Raw genomic sequence first — 21,690 nt, forward strand, 5'->3', positions numbered from 1 at the left:
AAAACAAATGAAACGGTAAACCTTTGTCGAGTTGGACAAACAGGAGGTTTCTTTAACGTTGAACTAACAAACTGGTGACTAGTTGCTGGTAGACGGCTTTTCCCAGTTCAAACCTAAAATTTCAATTTGGGCGAAATATTCTTTTCAAAACCGGTAACGAATCGTTTGCCATGGCTGATACTCATTTCTGAACGACCCAATTCGGACTCCCCAGAAATGAGCTCTCCATGAAGAAACAGACAAAGGGTGCAATCGCGGCAGCAGCTGCGGGCGCACTACTCCTCGGCGGTGCAGGCAGCTACGCGGTCTGGAATGACAGCAAGGACATCAGCACCGGATCAGTCACCTCGGGAGTCCTGACGCTGGGCGCCTGCACGCCCGCCGCCGGGACGGGATGGACGTCGCTCAATCCGACGGCCGCTCCGATCAGCGCGATCACCAGCTACCGCATCGTGCCCACCGAGGTTGTTGCGTTCAACTGCGATGCTGTCGTGACCGCCGTCGGCGACCGCTTGACTGCGACCATCGTCGCCGACCCTTCGAGCATCAGCGGAGCGCTCGCATCCAATGTCACTGCAACCACTACCCTCAAGAAGGGCACGACCGTGGTCAGCGGCATTACCGCGATTCCCGGCACCCCCACACAGAGCGTCAACGTCGAAGTCCGACTCGCATTCAACAACGTGACCGGAACTACCGCGCAGAACCAGGCAGTCGACCTGACTGCTCTGAAGCTCGTTCTCACTCAGACCGCGCTGACTGCTCCGTAAATCACATCGTGCGCAAAAAAGTCTGGGGATCGATCGCACTCGCGACGGCTGCTGTGGCGATATTCGTATCGTCACAGCAGACCTTCGCGCTGTGGTCCGATTCCAAAAGCGCTGCCGGTGGAACTGCGACCGGAGCGAAGCTGGAGATGAAGGTCAAGAGTGGCAGCGGCGCGCTCAGCGCTGCATTTGTCCCCATCCCGATCGGTGGCACAAAATTGTTGCCTGGCAGCACGATGCAGGCACCGCTCACGATCACCAACACCGGCGAACTACCGATGAACTGGCGGTTGGAGTCGACAAGCATCTACACCGGGCTGACACTGAGCATCTTCCCCGTCACCAGTGAGTCGTTGTGCCCAGTGGGTGCCGGCCAGACGACTCCGACAGGGACACCTCCTCTCAACGCACAATCGATGAGCTCATCGGTGCAATTTCCGAACGGAGGGTGGTCGAGCGCTCCGCTCGGTGTCGGAGCATCGGCGGTCTGGTGTTTCCGCGTCGGTGTGACAGCGACTGGGGTGCAACCGGCGACACCCAAGATCGTGTTCACCATGGCAGGGACGTACATACCATGACATCCGGCGCGCATCGCACCCAGAAAACCGGGCCGCTCTGGTGGGCCACGTCGATCATCAGCTGGACACTGCTCCTTGCCGTCAGCGCGCTGATCACCGCGACAATCGTGGTTCCCTATTTCGCCGGAGCACAACGCTTTACAGTCCTCACCGGTTCGATGAGGCCCACCTACGATCCTGGGTCCCTGATCGTCGTCAAACCGGTGAACACGGACGAACTCATGATCGGCCAGGCCATTACGTACCAGATGGAATCGGGACAGGCCGCCGTCGTCACCCACCGGATCATCGAGATCAGCGAGAACCAAAAGGGCGAAAGAACATTCACCACCCAGGGTGATGCGAACGGACAACCCGACGAGAAGGAAGTACGACCTGTCCAGATCAGAGGCAAGGTCTGGTACGGCCTCCCTTATCTCGGGTATGTGAACAACTGGCTGACCGGAGAACAAAGAACCGTGATCGTCGGGATCGCCGTCGGCGCACTCGTCATCTATGCCGTCTTCATGTTCGTCAGTGGCACTCGTGACAGCCGCAGACGAAAAAAGCAGACGAGCATCGACGTCTCCACACCCCGAGTCGTCGCCTCGCCAGCACCCGAATCCTGATAAGAAAAGGACGCCACGATGTATCCCGACAGCGACCGAACCGCTGCGACCACCCCTGGATGGATCCGCCGATCCGTGGGTAGTACGCGAGTGCGAGCACTACTTTCGCTCGGCATGGTTCTTGGTATCGGAGCCGTCGGCACACAAGCCGCGTGGACGACCAGTGCAACAGCAACGTCGAACGACATCACACTCGCTTCGGTCAAGATGGTGGTCAACGGTGTGAACCCGTACGCGCACCCGTCCTTCAGTATCGCCGGCTTGCAACCGGGACAGTCCAAAGCCGCGATGATCAGTCCCGGCAACCTCGGCGATACCGGACTCAAATACACCATGACTGTGGACTCCTCGAGCACGAATCGCCAGTACTATCGTTTTTCCGCCTACTCCGGGGCAACAGTTTCGGGAACCACGCAGCCGATGACGTGCACCGGTGGAACACTGATCAACCCCGCCGTCGTCATTCCCACCACGGCAACCTCGGCCACGGTAATTTCGACAGCGCGCAATTTGGGTGCCTCGACCAACGGCACGACCCCGACAGCGGAAAACATCTGCGTAATGGCCCAGATGCTCCCCGACGCCCCTGCCACCATCGCCTCCTCGATAGTGACCGCCACACTCACCCTGACGGGGGTTCTGCAATGAGCGTCGTCGAGCACGGAACAACATCGGGCACCGTGGCCCGCCATCTGCGGGAGTCTGCCCTGACTGTCGGCGCCGTACTCGGAGTCATGTGCGTCGTAGCTGCCTTGGCATCGTGGATGTTCGGGGTCACACCGCTGGTCTTCACATCAGGTTCGATGTCACCGTCAATCGAGACCGGGGCTTTGGGGTTCGCACGCACTGTTGATGCCGACGACCTCGCTGTGGGCGATGTCGTGAGCGTGACAAATACCTCCGGAACACGTATTTCCCACCGGATCGAGCAGATCACCCCACAAGGCGACGGCACCGCTGCTCTGGTCCTCAAAGGAGATGCAAACGATCAATCCGATCTCGAACCGTACGTGGTTGCGGATGCCGATCGAATCCTGTTCTCCGTCAACAAGGCCGGATACGTCGTCGCTTGGTTGTCCGGACCGTCCGGTGCATTTCTCGGGGGCATAGTTGCATGTGCGCTACTGTTCATAGCTTTTCGGCGGCCTCCACGCGACACGACAGCACCCAACTCGACAGAGACCACGGTTCCGCCTACCGACCAACGCGCCGTCAAACCGAAGTCAGCCGGCACAGCCAAATCCGTTGTTGCACTCGGCGCTGTGGGGCTCGCCGTTCTCGGAGCTACACACACAACATCGACGCGCGCGGACTTCACGAGCACAGCAACAGTGACCGGACTGAGCTTCACAGCAGCGTCCACGATCACTGTCGCACCCGCAGCTCCCGTTCTCTCCAAAGTGATGTGCTCATCGCTCCTGGTCGCTTTGACAATGTCGTGGGACGCGGTCCCCGGTGCGACCGGATACCGAATCATCGTCCGGGATTCGAATCAAATTCAGGTGGGTTCCACCGATCAAACAGCGCTCAGCTACACCGCATTCGGAACTCTGAATCTGCAAAATGGTACCTACCTTGTCGAAGTTCACTCGATGAACGGTCTTGCCGTCTCACCGGGATGGAGCGGATGGACAATCAATTACACGATTGGACTCCTTGTGTCATGTGGCAGCAGAACCTCGGGAACAAGTCAGGCCGGTGCACTGAGGATGGCCGCTCCCGCAGCACCCGCCACAACAACAACTTCCACGACAACCGCTCCCACCACCAGTGCCACCGAAACACCGCTCACAACAACGTCTTCCGTTGCGCCTACCTCGACAACTCCGCCTACACCGACAACCTCGACCGGTGTGACGACTGAGGAAACAACAACCAGCACAACCCCCTCGACAACAACACCGACAACCACAACACCAGTAACTACGGCCACCACCACACCTGTCGAAACGCCACTGGGTGATGCGACCTCATCGGGCCAATTCACGGCAGAGACCGTCAGCACATCTTCAGGAAATGTCGTGATCGTGAGTGATCAATCCGGGGTTGAACTCTTCCGCACCCCAGTAGATCCTTCAACCGAACTACACTGGCTCAGCGGCACGAACGAACTGTGGTTGATCAACTCTGCAGGTGTCAGGAAGGTTGATGCGTCGACGGGAGCGTGGACGAAGTCGACTGTCACGGGCACACTTCCGGACGAAATCCAGGAGTTGGTGTCCCCGTGAAGAAACAGCTGAAAGCCGCGCTCGCGATAGGCGCTGCGGGAGCGATACTGATTGGCGGATCCGGCACACTTGCCACCTGGACCAACAACGGCACCGTATCCAACTCGACAATCACGTCTGGCGTTCTGACTCTCGGCCCCTGCGCCAACGGCAGTTGGTACTCGCAGATCTACGTCAATTCCCCTGTCAATCCGAATCCGCAGGTCTACATTCCCAATATCAGCACCTACCGACTCCGGCCCGGATTCAACTACACCTACTACTGCGATTCACTGGTGAAAGTCACCGGCGGGCGAATCAAAGCCAATGTCACAGTGGACAAGTCGAAATTGACGGGCGGGTTGACGACATCAAGTTTGGCGCTCCGCACCTACGCTCTGGATGCGAGCGGGAACGTCCTCTACGACAGCAGTGCGCCCGTACCGAATACCGGAACTGTCACACAGACGCTGAACAACACCAATCTGACCGTTCAGATTCTCTTCACGATTGCACCTGATGACTCGGCCAGTGCCGGGGCAACGTTGAGCACGCAAAATTTGACTATCGACATCCAACAGCTGCCACTTACCGCTGTTCCCTGACCCCTGCCGGCAATCAGCTCGCCGCGGCAGCGGTCAGGGACGGATCAGCCCAGCGCTCGCTTCAGGTCCGCCAGCAGATCTACAGTGTCTTCGAGTCCGACGGACAGACGAACCACACCGTCGGTAATACCCACTGCCGCACGGCCTTCCGGCCCCATGGCGCGGTGAGTCGTGGTGGCGGGATGGGTGATCAAGGACTTGGAGTCACCGAGGTTGTTGGAGATGTCGATGACCCGCAGCGCGTTCAGGACCTCGAATGCCCGCTTCTTGCCCTCGTCATCGGGGGCGTTGAGTTCGAAGGTGACAACTGTTCCGCCGCCGCTCATTTGGGACTTCGCAAGCTCGTGCTGCGGGTGCGATGTCAGGTACGGGTACTTGACCCACTTGACGCCGGGGTGAGCTTCCAGGAATTCGGCGATCTCGAGAGCCGAAGCCACGGAATGCCGGATGCGAACGGGCATGGTCTCGAGCCCCTTGAGCAGAGTCCACGCGTTGAACGGGCTGAGCGCAGGTCCGGTGTGCCGCATCAACTCTCGGACGGGACCGCTGATGTATTCCTCGGTTCCGAGGATCGCTCCACCGAGAACACGACCCTGACCGTCGATGTGCTTGGTTCCGGAGTACACGACGACGTCGGCACCCAAATCGAAGCTGCGCTGCAGGAGCGGTGTCGCGAAGACGTTGTCCAGCACCACCTTTGCGCCGGCAGCATGCGCGAGTTCGGCGACGCGTCGTACGTCCACGATCGACTGCATCGGGTTGGAGGGTGTTTCGAAGAACACCGCCGTGGTGGGCACCGAGAGCGCTTCTTCCCACTGCGCGTTGTCTTCGCCGTCGACAAAAACGACGTCGACTCCCCAGCGCGGGAGGATTTCGTTGCACACGACAAAGCAGGAACCGAAGAGGCTGCGTGCGGCAACCAGTCGGTCTCCGTTGCCCAACAATGCGCCCAACGCCGTGAATACAGCCGACATTCCGCTGGCCGTCGCAAAGCACGCTTCCGCGCCCTCGATGAGCCGCAGACGCTCCTCGAACATCTTGACCGTCGGATTGCCGTAGCGGGAGTAGACAAAATGGTCTACTTCCCCGGTGAAGGCCTGTTCGGCGGCTTCTGCACTCTCGTAGACGAATCCGGAGTTGAGGAACAGCGCTTCGGAGGTTTCTTCGAAGCCCGTTCGCATCAATCCACCGCGAACACCGAGTGTGCCGAGACCGACGTCGTCCGGCAACGCCCGTTGAAATGCGCCGCCCTGGGGAATTCCGCTCACTGCTGCCTCCACGGCAGGCCGATGGCCCGCCAACCTACAACTCCACGATGTCCGTCGGCGTCCAAGCCGCCTTCGAACCCGTCGAGCACGTTGTACGACGGACCGATGCCCGCCGCTGTCGCACTTTCTGCAGCCCCGATCGATCGCTGACCGGATCGACACAGGAAGATCACGGGTTTCCCGGATCCAGGCACAACACCGGATTCCTTCAACTCGTCGATGAAGTTGTCGTTGCGTGCACCGTTCGGGTAGCTCACCCATTCGATCTGCACAGCCGAGTTGCCGAGGGAGGTGACATCGGGGATACCGACGTACTTCCACTCTGCGTCGGTGCGCACGTCAACGAGCACTGCTTCGGGGTTTTCGCGGAGCAGCTCCCAGGCTTGCTCCGGCGTCAGATCGCCTGCGTAACTCACGTTGTCCATGTTTTCACAAGACCGGATTGTGTGGGCGATCAGGTGCAGATATTCCAGCTGTCGCCGTCGCGCGTGAGCGTCCAGACCTCGACGCGCTGATCCTGGCCGCCACCGGAGAGTCGAACATCGACGGTGGCGCGGTCACCGCTGACCGAGGATTCGTTGATGCCCTGCATCTCGACGTCACCTTCGGCCTCGGCGAGGGGACCGGTCTTCGGATCGAAGTTCGCGCAGGTCAGGGTCTGGAGCGTCTTGGTGTCGTTCTCGTTGCTGGCAGCGACGTAGTCCGCGACGACACGGCTGATGCGGTCATCTTCGCTGACGTTTTCATCAGCCGGGGACAGCCAGGACGAGACGAAGATTCCGCCGAGGATCAGCGCGACAATTGCCACTGCCAGGATGAACGGCCCCGCCGATGCTGTCTTGCTTTCGGAGTTGCCGGAATCGTCACGCTGGTCATTCATGAACCCAATAGTCCCCCACAAACTCAGCTTGTGACCTGTCAAGTGGTGGACCCCTACCGCTTCGAACCGCACTTGCAGGAGAATTAACAGAAAGAAACGGTTTACCGACGCCCGTTCGGGTGAAAGTGTGAACCGGTCGAACCGCAAACACTCCACGGTGCTTAGGTTCGGCTAAATTGGATACTTGTCGATACGTTGTCCGAACTTCGAAGAAGGTAGCTGTCTTTACGATGACTGACTCCAACCGCCCACTCCGGGTCGCGATCGTCGGCGCCGGCCCCGCCGGCATCTACGCCGCCGATGCCCTCATGAAGTCCGATACCGCAGTCTCCGGCCGCGGTGTCAGCATCGACCTCTTCGAGCGCATGCCAGCGCCCTTCGGCCTCATCCGCTACGGCGTCGCACCCGACCACCCGCGCATCAAGGGCATCATCACCGCCCTGCACAAGGTCCTCGACAAGCCGCAGGTCCGCCTCCTCGGCAACATCGACTACGGCACCGACATCACCCTCGACGACCTCCAGTCGTTCTACGACGCCGTGATCTTCTCCACCGGCGCCAACGCGGACCGCGCGCTCGGCATCCCGGGCATCGACCTCGACGGCAGCTACGGCGCCGCCGACTTCGTCTCCTGGTACGACGGCCATCCCGACGTCCCCCGCGAATGGCCCCTCACCGCGGAGAAGGTTGCCGTCCTCGGCGTCGGCAACGTCGCCCTCGACATCGCCCGCGTCCTCGCCAAGACCGGCGACGAACTGCTCCCCACCGAGATTCCCGCCAACGTCTACGAGGGCCTCAAGAACAACAAGGCCGTCGAGGTCCACGTCTTCGGACGACGCGGCCCCGCTCAGGCCAAGTTCACGCCGCTCGAACTGCGTGAACTCGACCATTCCCCCACCATCGAGGTCATCGTCGACCCCGAGGACATCGACTACGACGAGGGCTCCGAGCAGGCTCGACGCAACTCCAAGCAGGTCGACATGGTCGCGAACACCCTGCAGGACTGGGCAATCCGCGACGTCGGAAGCCGCCCGCACAAGCTGTTCCTGCACTTCTTCGAATCCCCCACCGAGGTTCTCGGTGAGGACGGCAAGGTTGTCGGCCTGCGCACCGAGCGCACCGCGCTCGACGGCACCGGCAACGTCAAGGGCACCGGCACCTACAAGGACTGGGACGTTCAGGCCGTGTACCGCGCAGTCGGCTACCTGTCGCAGAACGTCACTCAGCTGCCCTTCGACGACCAGGCCGGCACCGTCCCCAACGACGCCGGACGCGTTGTCGCCGACGACACCGCCGAAGGCGCTGCCCGGTTCATGCCGGCCACCTACGTCACCGGCTGGATCAAGCGCGGCCCCGTCGGCCTCATCGGCCACACCAAGGGTGACGCCAACGAAACCGTCGCGAATCTCCTCGAGGACTCGGCTAGCTTTACCGGTGCCGCACACCCCGACGAGAACGCCGTCATCGAATTCCTCGAAGGCAAGCAGGTGCCGTACACGACGTGGCAGGGCTGGTACCGCCTCGACGCGCACGAGCGCAGCCTCGGCGAGCCGGAGGGCCGCGAGCGCATCAAGGTTGTCGAACGCCACGACATGCTGAAGGCCTCGGAGCCAGAGAAGGCTTAACCGCCAGGTAGAACAGACCGATCGGCCCGATATGACTGAAATTCGCCCCACAGCGATCCAGGTCACATCGGGCCGGTCGTCTGTTCGACGTCATATTGACAGCGTGCAAAATGAATGACGTGTTTGACGCCCATGTTCACATCATCGACCCGCGCTTTCCGCTGGTCGAGAATCACGGCTACCTGCCCGAGCCGTTCACTGTCCCCGATTACCGGTCCAGGGTGGCGGCGCTCGAAGGGCTCAGTGTGGACGGCGGAGCCGTGGTGACGGCGTCGTACCAGGGCACCGATCAGGAGTACCTCAAAACTGCACTCGCCGAACTCGGCCCCGGCTGGGTTGGCGTCACGGCTCTCGGCGACGACGTCAGCGACAAAGAGATAGTCGACCTCGACGCGCTCGGTGTTCGCGCAGTCCGATTCAACCTCCGACGCGGCGCAACAGATCTACGTCAACTCGCCGATCTGGCCAACCGGGCTTTCGATCTGGTCGGCTGGCACGCCGAGTTCTACGTCGACGCGACCCTACTTCTCTCGCTCGAGCCGGTTTTTGCAAAGCTGCCGGCCGTGTCGATCGACCACCTGGGCATGTCGACGCGTGGTCTGCCGTACCTCCTCAATCTGGTAGACCGCGGCGTACGAGTCAAAGCCACCGGATTCGGACGCACCACCATCTCCGACGTCGGCGATGTCCTCCGCCAGATCCACGCCGTCAATCCCCAGGCACTGATGTTCGGTACCGATCTACCAGGAACCCGCGCGCGCCGAGCCTTCGAGATCCACGACCTCGACGTGATCGCCGACGCCGTCGGGGATGATCTTCCGGCAGTGATGGGTGGCAACGCCCGAGCCTGGTATCGGTGTGAACGGGCCAGCGCCTACCCCAAAACGAGTGCTCACACGAGAACGACTGTTCACACGAAAACGACTGCGCCCAACCAGAGCCCCGCCGCGACCAACGCACCGAACAACTCCACCACCATGGACAACCCCACGGCTTTCACCGCGTGAAGCGTCGACGCCCACGCGATGTTGACGTTGCGTAACCGCGCCAGTTCAGCGACGTACGTTCCCACGATGAAACCGAGAAACAGCCCCACCACCGGTACGACAAAAAATCCGATGATGCCGACGAGCCCGCCCACCATCACGGACAGGTTCGGCACTCCCCCGGCACGCATTCGCTGACCGGGCCACGTGTACTTCACGACGCCGGTGACCACCAGGGCCAATGCTGCCAACACGAAGACCGTCCACGCGGTTGCGCCACCGGTCATCAACGCCCACACCAGAATTGCTGCCGCGATGAGCAGTGTTCCCGGAATGATCGGCACAACCACGCCGACCAGACCGATCAGAATCGCCAACCCGACAACAACTTCCGCAGCCGGGCTCATCCGACGGGGCGAACCTTCGACGCCGCTTCGCGCGCACGAGAGCGAGCAGTGTCGACATCTGCGGCAGCGGAGACGGCAACGCCCATCCGTCGACGCGTGAAACTTTCCGGCTTACCGAACAGCCGAAGATCCGTCTCGGGAACCGCGAGAGCCTCTGCGACGCCGTCGAATCCGATTGCCTGCGCTTCGACACCTCCGTAGATGACAGCTGAAGCCCCGGGCGAGATGAGCGTCGTGTCGACCGGGAGTCCCAGGATGGCACGGGCGTGCAATTCGAATTCGGAGAGCCGCTGGGTGCGCAGCGTGACCAGGCCGGTGTCGTGCGGACGTGGGCTCACCTCGGAGAAGTACACGTTGTCGCCCTTGACGAACAACTCGACGCCGAAGACTCCGCGACCGCCGAGCGCCGACGTGACTTTCTCGGACACCTCGCGAGCGGCCGCGAGGGCGAGCGCCGACATCTGCTGCGGTTGCCAGGATTCGACGTAATCTCCCGACTGCTGCAGGTGACCGATAGGTTCACAGAACGACGTTTCGACCTTGCCGCTACTGCCGACTGCCCGAACCGTCAATTGTGTTATCTCGTAATCGAAATCGACAAAACCCTCGACGATGACCCGGCCATGATTGACACGTCCACCGGCCATCGCGTAATCCCACGCTGCCGCAAGTTCATCGGCGGTACGCACCGTCGACTGCCCTTTGCCGGAGGACGACATGACGGGCTTGATCACGCACGGGAATCCGGTGAGTTCGGTGGCAGCGCGAACCTCCTCGAGCGAGTCCGCAAATGCATACGGCGAGGTGGGCAAGCCCAATTCCTCGGCGGCAAGTCGCCGGATACCTTCCCGGTTCATGGTCAACTGTGTTGCCCTGGCCGTGGGGATGACCACGGTCTCACCTCGCGCTTCGACGATAGCCAGCGCGTCGGTCGCGATTGCCTCGATCTCGGGCACGACAAAATGCGGCTTCTCGAGTTCGATCACCGCCAGCAGTGCATCGGGGTCGGTCATGTCGACAGTGTGTGCCCGGTGCGCAACCTGGTGCCCTGGTGCGTTCGGGTACCGATCCACCGCGATGACCTCGACGCCCAATCGCTGCAACGCGATGACAACTTCCTTGCCCAGTTCACCGGATCCCAACATCATCACTCTGATCGCGTTCTCGGTGAGCGGTGTGCCGAAACGGAGCGGAAGAGCGGAAGGGTGCGAAGGTGTTGAATCAGGCTGCATGGCTGCGACTATATGCCAATCCCGATGCAGGTCAGAGTGCCTGAAAGGACGCGATGACGGAACTCACGCGGTTCTGGTGATCCGCTCGGGCACGACGCCACTGACGTTCTGGGCTTTCACGACATTTCGGCCTGCGTGCTTGGCTTCGTACAGGGCTGCGTCGGCGGAGGCCATCAGCGATGCCAAGGTGGGCGTCGAGTCATCTGTCCAGGCAAGTCCGACACTCACAGTGCTGTCATGCCCGGATCGCGCTGAGTCGTGGATCTGAGCATGACGGATCTCTTCGGCAACTTCGGTTGCCCGGGCGAAACTGGAACCGGCGAGCAAGACCGCGAACTCCTCACCGCCGAGTCGACCGACCAGATCGGTATCGGAGAGGCGTTCTGTCATGCGCGCACCGAAATCAGCGAGAACACTGTCGCCGACCATGTGCCCGTACGTGTCGTTGACGGCTTTGAAATGGTCAAGATCGAGCATCAGCAATCCGACAGGCAACGCCGTCTGTGTTGTGTGCCGTAGTCGTTCCTCGGCTTGACGGAGGAACGGCCCGCGCGAGAGAACTCCGGTGAGGCTGTCGTATTCGACGGCGCGGAACAACTCGCGCTCGGCGGCCCGGCGCTCCTGCGTCGCGCACGCCACGGCAATCGGGCCCAACGCAACCAGAGTGACTGCGATCGACGTGATTACCGCCTCGTTCACATTTGCGTCACCCTGTTCCCCGAGTGCCAACCTGCCGGTGTCGGCCATCATGAGCGACCACACCGACCACACTGCCGAGACCAACGCCGTACTCGGAACCGAGATCCGGGTAGCGCACCACAACAGCGCGGGGATGGGAAGAAGAAGCGCAATCGGTCCCTCGATGCTGAGCGCGATCGGCATACAGGCTGCGGTAACCAGCAACGGGACCGCCATGGCCAGAACTGCCCTGACCGTCGTCTTACTGCGGATCTCCGCAAAGCTCGACGGAATGGTCATGGACAGAATCAGTGGCAGCACCAGCAGATAGGCCATGAACTCCGTGCTGCCCCAGTGAACAAGCGTGTCCGCAAACGACTCATCGCGAAAGATCCAATCCATCAGCCCAGCTGTTGCCGCGGTCGCACAGGCACTGAACCCGGCGACGACAACCATCCACATCAGAGACTGCGAATCGACCAAACGAAACGGAGTTCGTTTGAGGTAGTGGAGCAGGAATACGCCAACCGTGACCCCGACCAGGTTGGCACCGTTCAATTGAAGTGCCATCGAAACGGTATTACCGGTCAGCAGATCAGCACTCACATAGGCAACGCCGGCGGCAATCCACGTGGGCCACTCGATCAGAATCGGCCACCGCACCATCATTCCCAGCAGCAAGGCGTTCGCGCACCAGAATGTCGCGAGCAGTCCTGGCGGTCGGGTGAGAATTCCGATGAGCGCGGCAAGCAGTACAACGACAAAGACAACAAGCAGCCGCGTTATTCGGCCCATTCTCGCCATTTGTCACCTCACCGTCGCTCCAGAAAAGGCGTGTCGGGCGACTGCCGAATCTTATCGTCACGTTCACACCACATTGCCCTCTGACCGATGACGTGGTCAGAGGGCAATGCGAAGTGACCGACCATCACAGTACCGAGCAATCGGCACCTGATAGGTCTTGTTCAGCGGTTGGTCTTATTCAGCAGATCCGCTGGATCCCGAGGATCCCGAGTCGCCCTCGAGTGAGGAGGTGTCTACCGACTTGAGGAAAACGCCGAGTGCTGAGAGCAGAGGTCCGAGTGCGCTGAGTGATCCGAACATAGGAGTTCTCCTGGTGCGTAGAGGTGATGTGAAATGTTCAGCGACGTTTCGGCCGCAGGCGGTGACCGAACAGTCTGGGAACTCATGCCGCTCAGGGGCGAAATATTCTGCCGCCCCCTGCGACATCCCGTGCTGTGATGCAGCGCACTAATGAGCGCTGACAGCATTTATAGACCGCAGGAGAGCGCTTGTCTAGCTATCGAATAGCTACTAGCCAGCACTGCCAGTAACATCATCCTTCAAAACTGCAGCTCAACAGTAAAATTGAACGTAGATTGCAACACAAATTGTGATGTGCATCACAGTCAAAATGCGCAAAGTGTGGCTCACAGTCAATTGTGAGCCACACTTTCGGACAATCCGGACTTACTTCTCAGCGGCCGAGTCGGTCGAACCCGAGAAAACCTCCGATTACGCGCTCAACTCGACCACTCGAGCGAGGACGCTCTCCGGGAAGGTTCAAGAACAAGGGTCCCGCGCAACAGGTTGAAGCAATACGTAAACCTGCGGATCGAGACACGAGACTCGAACTGGACCTCAAATTGACTGTGATCGAGATCACAGTCGAAAGAGACAAAGCGCAGCAAAGGTAAGAGTCGGTGCCCGCGCCGACCACGATCTGTCATACCGTGTGCATGTGATCAATCCTGAACGCGTGGCAACCAGATCGGGATCGCCGTGTTAGCAAAACTGCTCAAGGCGTACCTGCCGCCGTACCGTTGGTTGCTCGCGGGAGTATTGGCACTGCAACTGTTCGGTGCCATCGCGTCGCTGATCCTGCCGACCCTGAATGCCCGAATCATCGACGACGGCGTCGCCCGTGGTGATACCGGATTCATCGTGTCCACCGGTGGAATCATGCTGGTGGTCTCGTTGGCGTCGATCATCGCCTCGGTCGCGTCGACGTATCTGGCGGCAAAATCCTCGATGGGCTTCGGCCACGACGTCCGGGCTGCCGTCTACAAGGCCGTCGGCACTTTCTCCGACCGTGAATTCGCCGGTTTCGGCGCCCCCACCTTGATCACCAGAAACACCAACGATGTCCTCCAGATCCAGACGCTGGTGATGCTGACATCGTCGATGCTCGTCAGCGCACCGCTCATGTGCATCGGCGGCATAGTCATGGCGCTGCGCGAGAATCTGCAAATGTCGTGGCTCCTGACCATTTCGGTGCCGCTCCTGGGCATCACCGTCGCAGTGGTCGTCGCCCGCCTCATTCCGCACTTCCGGACCATGCAGGCTCGCATCGACAAGATCAACCGCGCACTTCGCGAGCAGCTCACCGGTATGCGTGTGATTCGCGCGTTTGTCCGCGAACCCGACGAAACCATGCGTTTCGACCAGGCCAACAAGGAACTGACCGACACCGCGCTGCTCATCGGCCGATACCAAGCCGTTCTCCTGCCGACGGTCATGCTGATCGCGAACCTGACCGGCGTTGCGGTCATGTGGTTCGGCGCTCACCTCGTGGACACCGGTGACATGCAGATCGGACAGATCAGCGCGTTCCTCGCGTACGTCATGCAAATTCTGATGTCCGTCGTTATGGCAACAATGTTGGCCGTCGTGATTCCGCGTGCCGCCGTCTGCGCCGACCGCATCACCGAAGTGATCGACACGAAGCCATCGGTGCCGGCGCCGTCTCAACCGCTGCGCCCCACCAACCCGTACGGCGTCGTCGAGTTCGGTGGAGCCGGATTCAGCTATCCCGGTGCCGAGACTCCGGTTCTGAGCGGTGTGACGATGCGATGTCTACCCGGAACCGTCACAGCGATCGTCGGTAGCACCGGCAGCGGAAAATCCACCCTCGTCTCACTCATCCCCCGATTGTTCGACGTCACCGCCGGTGCGGTTCTGATCGACGGACTCGACGTTCGCGGCTGGGATCAGGACGAACTGTTCACCAACTTCGGCTACGTCCCGCAAAAGACTTACCTGTTCGCCGGCACTGTCGCCACCAATATCCGGTACGGAAATCCGTCGGCCACCGACGACGACATCTGGGCGGCACTCGCCGTCGCGCAAGCCGACGGCTTCGTCCGGGAACTCCCGCAGGGCCTGGACTCCCCGATAGCCCAGGGTGGCTCGAATCTCTCCGGCGGCCAGCGGCAGCGCTTGGCCATCGCCCGAGCCGTCGTCCGCCGACCGCGGATCTACATTTTCGACGATTCCTTCTCAGCCCTCGACATGCATACCGACGCGGCCGTGCGCGCGGCGCTGCGCGCCATCACGACGAACAGCACCGTCATCGTTGTCGCGCAACGCGTATCTTCGATCATCGATGCCGACCAGATCATGGTTCTCGAGGACGGCGCTCCCGTCGGACTCGGCGACCACAACTTCCTGCTGGCCAACTGCCCGACGTACCAAGAGATCGTGGCCTCCCAGATCCCCGCGGAGATGAGCGCATGACCATTCCGCAAGGTCCCGGTTTCGGTCCGGGCAGTCGCCAGTACTTCGACGACGCTCCTACCGTCGTCTTTGCCAAGATCCCCGCGGAGCCGGACACAGCGCAGCCTGCCGAAGCTGCGCCCCAGTACGGTCCAGCTCAGGCCGGACCATCACAGGCCGGACCACCACCTGCCGGACCACCACCCGCCGAACCGCCACCCGGCGACGAGCCCAAGGCAGACGCCCCGGCACCCAAGCCTGCATCCACCACACCGACAACCAAACCGAAGCAGTTCAAAGCCACGATGAAACGGCTGCTCGGTCTGCTGAAGCCGCACAAGGTCGCGGTGTTCGTCGTAGTGCTCTCGACGATCGGCAGTATCTCGCTGTCCGTCGCGGTCCCGAAAATCCTGGGCCACGTCACCGACCTCATCTTCGCCGGGTTCATCGGCAAGAGCCTGCCGGCCGGCATCAGTCGTGACGAGGCCGCCGAAGCGATTCGCGCATCCGGTAATTCGACGTTCGCGGATCTGGTTCAGAACTCGGCCGACGTCGTCCCCGGTGTCGGACTGAACTTCGACGCCATCGGCAAGGTCATCGTCATCGCCATCGGCGTGTACCTGATGGCGTCGCTGCTCGCCTGGGTGGAAGCGTTCCTGCTCAACATCATCGTGCAGAAGACGATCTACAAGTTGCGTGCGGAGGTCGAAGCAAAGATTCACCGACTGCCGTTGCCGTACTTCGACAAGACGCCTCGCGGTGAAGTTCTCAGCCGCGTCACCAACGACATCGACAATGTCTCGTCGACCCTGTCCCAAACTCTGACGTCGCTGCTGACCGCGGTGCTGACAGTCATCGGTGTCCTCACCATGATGTTCGTCATCTCGCCGATGCTCTCACTCATCGCGCTCATCGCCGTTCCCGTATCGGTCGTGTTGGTGGCCCGTGTCGCCAAGCGCGCGCAGGTCCTGTTCAAAGCGCAGTGGGAAGAGACCGGCAAGATCAACGCACAGATCGAAGAGACCTACAGCGGTCGCGATCTGGTGCGCGTCTACGGCCATCAGACCGAAGCCGAGCGCGAATTCGCGGTACAGAACAAGAAACTTCTCGACGCGTCGTTCGGCGCCCAGTTCCTGTCCAGCCTGATCATGCCCGTCATGAACTTCGTCGGAAACATCACCTACGTGCTGCTCGCGGTGGTGGGCGCCCTGAAGGTGGCCAGCGGCAATATGTCGCTCGGCGACGTCCAGGCGTTCATCGTCTACTCCCGCCAGTTCAGCTCACCGCTCACCCAGATCGCCTCGATGTCGTCGAGCCTGCAGTCGGGCGCCGCGTCGGCGGAACGCGTCTTCGAACTGCTCGACGAAACCGAGCAGACTCCGGACATCGCGAACCCCGTCCTACCCGAGCAAGCCGGCCGCCATCGCACCGTCGGCACGGTCGTGTTCGAGAACGTCTCGTTCCGGTACGACAAGGACGTCCCGCTCATCGAGAACGTCAACCTCACTGCCGAATCCGGACAGACCGTTGCCATCGTCGGCCCGACCGGCGCAGGCAAGACAACGCTGGTGAACCTCATCATGAGGTTCTACGAAGTCGACTCCGGCCGGATCACGATCGACGACGTCGACATCGCACACATGCGGCGCGCCGACCTCCGCGCGCACGTCGGCATGGTTCTGCAGGACACGTGGTTGTTCGGCGGCACCATCCGCGAGAACATCGCCTACGGGCGGACCGGCGCCAGCGAGGCCGAGATCCAAGCGGCAGCCCGCGCCTCGTTCGCTGACCGCTTCATCCACACCCTGCCCGACGGCTACGACACCGTACTCGACGAGGAAGCGTCCAATATCAGTTCAGGCGAGAAGCAGCTCATCACGATCGCCCGAGCCTTCCTGTCCGAGCCGTCGCTGCTGATTCTCGACGAAGCGACCAGCTCGGTCGACACTCGCACGGAACAGCTTGTCCAACACGCCATGTCGGCACTGCGAGTCGGCCGCACGAGCTTCATCATCGCGCACCGACTGTCCACGATCCGCAATGCGGATCTGATCGTGGTCATGGAGGCAGGTCAGATCGTCGAGCAAGGCACACACGATCAGCTCATCGCCCATGGTGGTGCGTACTTCCGTCTCTACAATGCCCAGTTCGAGGGCGCCGCCGTCTAGTGATCGACGACTCCCCCAGTAGACAGAGTGCCCCGAAGCACACCTGATGGATCCGACAGGTTACCGTCGGGTCAGAAGTGTTGTCGCCGTCTGAATTGGGAGTGCGTGTGTCTGCAGAAACTGTGGAAAAGAAGGGCCCGCTCGCGGGCATTCGGATCGTGGAATTCGCTGGATTGGGACCGGCGCCGCACGCGGCGACTCTGCTCGCCGACATGGGCGCCGACATCGTCATCGTGCAGCGCGCAGGCCAGATCCCACAGGACGCCAACGCCTCCGACCAGATCAAGCGTGGCCGTCGCGTCGTCGAAGCCAACCTGAAGGATCCGGCCGACGTCGCCAAGGTGCTCGATCTACTCGAGCGCTCCGACGTCCTCATCGAAGGCTTCCGCCCCGGCGTCATGGAACGCATGGGACTCGGACCCGACGTGGTCTCGGAGCGTAATCCTCGGCTCGTCTACGCCCGCATGACGGGTTGGGGCCAGGAAGGTCCCCTCGCCAACGCAGCCGGACACGACATCAACTACATCTCCCTCACCGGCGTTCTCAACGCCATCGGCCGCAAGGGTGAGCGTCCCATCCCGCCGCTCAACATGGTCGGCGACTTCGGTGGCGGTTCCATGTTCCTGATCTTCGGCATCCTCTCCGCCCTGGTCGAGCGTTCGGTCTCCGGCAAGGGGCAGGTAGTCGACGCTGCCATGGTCGACGGCACCCTCGCCCTGTCCCACATGATGTGGGCCTTCCGCGGCCGCGGCGTGTGGTCCGACGAGCGTGGCGTCAACCTCCTCGACACCGGCGCCCCGTTCTACGACACCTACGAGACCTCCGACGGTAAGTACATGGCCGTCGGTTCCATCGAGCCACAGTTCTACGCGCTGCTCCTCGAAGGCCTCGAACTGGACCCGTCGACGCTTCCGCATCAGATGGACTCCAGCAAGTGGGACGACATGAAGGCGCTCTTCACCGAGAAGTTCCTGTCCAAGACGCGCGACGAGTGGGCCAAGATCTTCCTCGGCACCGACGCCTGCGTCTCGCCGGTCCTGACCTTCGCCGAGGCACCGTCGAACGAGCACATCGCAGCGCGCGGCTCGCTCATCGACATCGACGGCGTCACCCAGCACGCACCGGCGCCGCGTTTCTCACGCACGCCCACCACGACGCCCGCTGCCCCGGCACGTGAGGCAACGGATATCGACACGGTCTGGACCTAGTTTGCTGTGCGCCTTTGTTAACCGCCCGCGGTTGACAAAGGCGCACAGTACGTCAGCCCAACCGATAGAACCGCAAGAACTCATGCTCGATCGGCAGTACATCCACCCTCTCGAAACCTGCTGCCAGAGCAAAACTTTCGAGAGTCGACTTCCGCATGACCGTCCCCGTCCCGACACTTCCCGGGTGCGAGAGACTGTCCGGCAGGCAACAGGTCAGCGAGTACCCGTAGAGCAGTTGCTCCACCTGCCCGGCGCCTGGATCGAAAGAACTCGCAGTGCGCTCGTCCATCACGATCACCGGCGCGCCAGGACGCGCGATCGACCGGGCGGTGGACAGAAACCCGACCGGGTCCGGCACGTCGTGCAGACACTCGAACGCAAAAACAGCGTCGTAGGTGCCCGACTCCACCCGCTCCTGCTCAGGAGCTTGACCGGCCACGTCGACCAACGAGAAATGCACACGCTCGTCGACGCCGTAGTCGCTCGCATGCCGTCGCGCCGCGGCTACCGACGCCGCGTCCACGTCGAAGCCGTGGACCTCGACTTTCGGGTATCCGAGGGCCAGTGCCACGGATGACCATCCCTCCCCCATTCCCAGATCCGCGACCTTCGCCCCGTCTGTCAACGTGGTGTGCAGATCCGGAATAGTCGGCAGAAACTCCTGACACAACTGACGCAGGAACATCGGGCGGTTCAGCAGCGCTTGCCCCTCACGGGCGTCCACTCCCATCGACTCCCAGGTCACCCCGCCGCCGTGGCGATACGCGTCGAGCAGCCTCGGCATCGACGTTGTTGTCGCCACGAACAGTCGGGCCATCGGCGCCACGTACAGCAGACTGTCCGGATCTACGAGTACCGCGGCGTGCGCTGCGGACAAGGTATATCGGCGGTCGGCATCGGTATTGACGTCCAGATACCCGGCCACGGCCTGCTGTTCGAGCCATTCACGGGCGTACCGTTCCACGGTTGCGGTCCGATCGGCGAGTTCCGTCGACGTGAGAGGCCCGAAGTCGGCCAGCGCGCGATACCAGCCGAGTCGATCGCCGAGGTAGACCGCTTGCAGTTCTGCCGCACCGATCGCGGCCGCGAACACCCGTTCCGCCAATACCTCCGAGGTGCTGACGTCCTCCGATTCGCCGGCTCCCTCTGCATTGACTCCCTCGACGGTTGCCATCAAAACCTCCTGGATTCACCTTCGTTTCCAGGTGGGTACCCCCGGCAAGCGCAGGCTAGCCGCTCAGACGACGACGAGGCGTTGATCGGCGGCATCCCGATCGGTGGCAAGGGTGTCGTATGCAGCGGCGATGGACGCAACGCCCCGGATCAGATCTTCCGACGACCGGGCGTACGGCACCCGGATGAACCGCTCGAAAGCACCTTCGACGCCAAATCTCGGGCCGGCTGCGAGAAGCACTCCGAAGTTGGGCGCCACCGCCGCCAAGGCCGTCGACACGGGTGCCGACATGCGCATCCACACCGACATTCCGCCCGAGCCGAGGGTGGGACTCCAGTCCGGGAGCCGCTCGGCTACCGCGTCGAGCAGAACTGATCGTTGCTCACGGAGCACCGCGCGACGCTCGTCGAGCAGCGAGTGGTCATCGGCAAGGAGATACGCCGCGGCAAGCTGATCCATGACCGGAGTACCGAGGTCGACAGCCGCGCGAGCGCCCACCAACTGTGTGATCAGTGCCGGGTCGGCCCGAATCCAGCCGACGCGCAAGCCACCCCACAGCGACTTCGCGGTGGAACCGAGGGTCACGACATCCGTCTTGGCGGCGCCGCGGCCGTGCGCTGCCACCGGCGCGGGCGGCGGCGCATCGAGCCACAGGTCAACCATGGTCTCGTCGACAACAAGCGTCATTCGGGTCTCGTGTGCGATCTTGGCAAGTTCCGCGCGGCCGGCGGAATCCATGCACAGTCCCGTCGGATTGTGAAAGTCTGGAATCAGGTAGGCCATGCGAGCCGCGGTTTGCCTTGCGGCACTGCGAATTCCGTCGAGATCCCAGGCTCCGGCGGCGGCAAACTCCGGACGCACCGGCACCGGGACCGGCCTGGCCCCGTTGCGCCGAATCGCTTCCAGCGCATTGGGATACGTGGGGTGATCCACCAGCACCCGTTCACCGGGAGAAGTGAGCACCGACAACAACAACCGCAAAGCATGCTGAGCACCGGAGGTCACCATGATCTGCTCGGGCGTCGTCGGTAATCCGCGTTCGGTGTAGCGACGGGCAATGACGTCTCGCAGATCACCGATGCCGATCGGCTCCATGCCGTGCGTGGGCAGGAACTGTGGAAGTGACTCCAGCGCAGACGCATACGCCTGTTGCACCTGCTCGGCTGGGGCGGCCATCGCGGCATAACTCAGATCGACGACGGCGCCACTCGGGCCGGGTTGGTGCTGACGGAACATCAGACCGTTGGGCCGCGCGCCGGCCGGCAACGCGACGGTACTGCGTGAACCCTGACGGCTGATCAGATACCCCTCGTCCCGCAGAACCGAGTACGACGACGTGATCGTGGTTCGACTCAGTTCGAGCACGGTTGCGAGTTCACGCTCGCTCGGCAGAGCCACGCCCAGTGGCACGCGCCCGTCGTGCACGAGCAGGCGAATACCGTCGGCGAGCGCACGGTAGGCGGGACGCCGTCCCGATTCCTCCTGCCAGGACCCAAGATCACGCGCAAGGGAACGGGCACCGAGAACTCGAGTCATCATGCGGTCCAGTATCGAGCACTTGGCTATGTAATTCAATACCAGTGAACCTGATGATGGGCTCATGACTACCTTCGCAACGCTTATCGGCATCGGACTCTTTGTAGCCGTCGTGTACTTTTTTGCGCCCGCAGAAGGTGAAAGTACGTACATTCGAGTGGAACAGTTTCGCCTGGCAGCACCCCTCGGTGGCATCTTCGGCGAGGTCGGCGAACGGTCCGGGAACAACTCTGTCGGACCACCGTGCAATTGTGATGAGGGGGAAGAA

At 61.7% G+C, this 21,690-nt stretch carries 19 protein-coding genes; 11 read left to right on the plus strand and 8 right to left on the minus strand.

Annotated elements, in window-relative coordinates; all coding sequences use genetic code 11:
• The first annotated feature begins 227 nt into the window (after positions 1-227).
• Genes FFI94_RS23440 through FFI94_RS23470 form a run of 6 tightly spaced genes read left to right on the plus strand, consistent with a single transcriptional unit; the run spans position 228 to position 4,765 of the window.
• A complete protein-coding gene (locus tag FFI94_RS23440; RefSeq protein WP_138869922.1) occupies positions 228-770 on the plus strand; it encodes an alternate-type signal peptide domain-containing protein in 543 nt (180 codons plus the stop codon).
• Between the two features lie 8 nt (positions 771-778).
• A complete protein-coding gene (locus FFI94_RS23445; protein ID WP_138869923.1) occupies positions 779-1,345 on the plus strand; it encodes a hypothetical protein in 567 nt (188 codons plus the stop codon).
• Positions 1,342-1,953: a signal peptidase I gene (locus FFI94_RS23450; RefSeq protein ID WP_138869924.1), complete on the plus strand. Its 612-nt coding sequence runs from the start codon at positions 1,342-1,344 to the stop codon at positions 1,951-1,953. Before FFI94_RS23445 ends, FFI94_RS23450 begins: the two co-directional genes overlap by 4 nt.
• 18 nt (positions 1,954-1,971) lie before the next feature.
• Positions 1,972-2,601: a hypothetical protein gene (locus FFI94_RS23455; RefSeq protein WP_138869925.1), complete on the plus strand. Its 630-nt coding sequence runs from the start codon at positions 1,972-1,974 to the stop codon at positions 2,599-2,601.
• Positions 2,598-4,181: a signal peptidase I gene (locus tag FFI94_RS33820; RefSeq protein WP_185993294.1), complete on the plus strand. Its 1,584-nt coding sequence runs from the start codon at positions 2,598-2,600 to the stop codon at positions 4,179-4,181. Before FFI94_RS23455 ends, FFI94_RS33820 begins: the two co-directional genes overlap by 4 nt.
• Complete coding sequence (locus tag FFI94_RS23470) at positions 4,178-4,765, plus strand: alternate-type signal peptide domain-containing protein (RefSeq protein WP_185993295.1); 588 nt, start codon at positions 4,178-4,180, stop codon at positions 4,763-4,765. The genes FFI94_RS33820 and FFI94_RS23470 overlap by 4 nt, the downstream gene beginning before the upstream one ends.
• A 44-nt stretch (positions 4,766-4,809) precedes the next feature.
• Here the strand turns inward: FFI94_RS23470 and FFI94_RS23475 are convergent, their stop codons facing one another.
• Genes FFI94_RS23475 through FFI94_RS23485 form a run of 3 tightly spaced genes read right to left on the minus strand, consistent with a single transcriptional unit; the run spans position 4,810 to position 6,913 of the window.
• Positions 4,810-6,033: an O-succinylhomoserine sulfhydrylase gene (locus FFI94_RS23475; protein WP_185993296.1), complete on the minus strand. Its 1,224-nt coding sequence runs from the start codon at positions 6,031-6,033 to the stop codon at positions 4,810-4,812.
• Positions 6,030-6,449 carry a rhodanese-like domain-containing protein gene (locus FFI94_RS23480; RefSeq protein ID WP_138873359.1) on the minus strand — a complete coding sequence of 140 codons (420 nt, stop codon included), beginning with the start codon at positions 6,447-6,449 and terminating at the stop codon, positions 6,030-6,032. Before FFI94_RS23480 ends, FFI94_RS23475 begins: the two co-directional genes overlap by 4 nt.
• A 38-nt stretch (positions 6,450-6,487) precedes the next feature.
• The gene (locus tag FFI94_RS23485; RefSeq protein ID WP_138869928.1) at positions 6,488-6,913 is read right to left on the minus strand and encodes a hypothetical protein; all 426 of its coding nucleotides are present in this window, start codon (positions 6,911-6,913) and stop codon (positions 6,488-6,490) included.
• A 230-nt stretch (positions 6,914-7,143) separates the two neighbouring features.
• Here FFI94_RS23485 and FFI94_RS23490 point away from each other — a divergent pair, with 230 nt between their 5' ends.
• On the plus strand, positions 7,144-8,538 hold the full coding sequence (locus FFI94_RS23490) for an FAD-dependent oxidoreductase (RefSeq protein WP_138869929.1): 1,395 nt from the start codon (positions 7,144-7,146) through the stop codon (positions 8,536-8,538).
• A 119-nt stretch (positions 8,539-8,657) separates the two neighbouring features.
• Positions 8,658-9,545: an amidohydrolase family protein gene (locus FFI94_RS23495; protein WP_138873360.1), complete on the plus strand. Its 888-nt coding sequence runs from the start codon at positions 8,658-8,660 to the stop codon at positions 9,543-9,545.
• Here the strand turns inward: FFI94_RS23495 and FFI94_RS23500 are convergent.
• The 3 genes from FFI94_RS23500 to FFI94_RS23510 all read right to left on the minus strand — a co-directional run bounded on the left by FFI94_RS23500 (position 9,449) and on the right by FFI94_RS23510 (position 12,645).
• Positions 9,449-9,931: a DUF456 domain-containing protein gene (locus tag FFI94_RS23500; RefSeq protein WP_138869930.1), complete on the minus strand. Its 483-nt coding sequence runs from the start codon at positions 9,929-9,931 to the stop codon at positions 9,449-9,451. The genes FFI94_RS23495 and FFI94_RS23500 overlap by 97 nt on opposite strands.
• On the minus strand, positions 9,928-11,163 hold the full coding sequence (purT, locus tag FFI94_RS23505) for a formate-dependent phosphoribosylglycinamide formyltransferase (protein WP_138869931.1): 1,236 nt from the start codon (positions 11,161-11,163) through the stop codon (positions 9,928-9,930). Before purT ends, FFI94_RS23500 begins: the two co-directional genes overlap by 4 nt.
• A gap of 63 nt (positions 11,164-11,226) precedes the next feature.
• A complete protein-coding gene (locus FFI94_RS23510) occupies positions 11,227-12,645 on the minus strand; it encodes a diguanylate cyclase (RefSeq protein WP_260684260.1) in 1,419 nt (472 codons plus the stop codon).
• Positions 12,646-13,623: 978 nt separating this feature from the next.
• Between FFI94_RS23510 and FFI94_RS23515 the strand changes: the two genes are divergently transcribed.
• The 3 genes from FFI94_RS23515 (at position 13,624) to FFI94_RS23525 (ending at position 18,712) form a co-directional block, all read left to right on the plus strand.
• The gene (locus FFI94_RS23515) at positions 13,624-15,357 is read left to right on the plus strand and encodes an ABC transporter ATP-binding protein (protein WP_138869932.1); all 1,734 of its coding nucleotides are present in this window, start codon (positions 13,624-13,626) and stop codon (positions 15,355-15,357) included.
• Positions 15,354-17,504 carry an ABC transporter ATP-binding protein gene (locus tag FFI94_RS23520; RefSeq protein WP_138869933.1) on the plus strand — a complete coding sequence of 717 codons (2,151 nt, stop codon included), beginning with the start codon at positions 15,354-15,356 and terminating at the stop codon, positions 17,502-17,504. The genes FFI94_RS23515 and FFI94_RS23520 overlap by 4 nt, the downstream gene beginning before the upstream one ends.
• Positions 17,505-17,611: 107 nt before the next feature.
• Positions 17,612-18,712, plus strand: a complete 1,101-nt coding sequence (locus FFI94_RS23525) for a CaiB/BaiF CoA-transferase family protein (protein ID WP_138869934.1) — start codon at positions 17,612-17,614, stop codon at positions 18,710-18,712.
• A gap of 52 nt (positions 18,713-18,764) precedes the next feature.
• Here FFI94_RS23525 and FFI94_RS23530 read toward each other — a convergent pair whose 3' ends face one another.
• On the minus strand, positions 18,765-19,886 hold the full coding sequence (locus FFI94_RS23530) for a bifunctional 2-polyprenyl-6-hydroxyphenol methylase/3-demethylubiquinol 3-O-methyltransferase UbiG (RefSeq protein WP_138869935.1): 1,122 nt from the start codon (positions 19,884-19,886) through the stop codon (positions 18,765-18,767).
• A 63-nt stretch (positions 19,887-19,949) separates the two neighbouring features.
• Positions 19,950-21,425, minus strand: coding sequence for a PLP-dependent aminotransferase family protein (locus tag FFI94_RS23535; RefSeq protein WP_138869936.1), 1,476 nt, complete (start codon positions 21,423-21,425; stop codon positions 19,950-19,952).
• Positions 21,426-21,690: the final 265 nt, after the last annotated feature.

The organism is Rhodococcus sp. KBS0724 (assembly GCF_005938745.2).
GTDB lineage: Bacteria > Actinomycetota > Actinomycetes > Mycobacteriales > Mycobacteriaceae > Rhodococcus_F.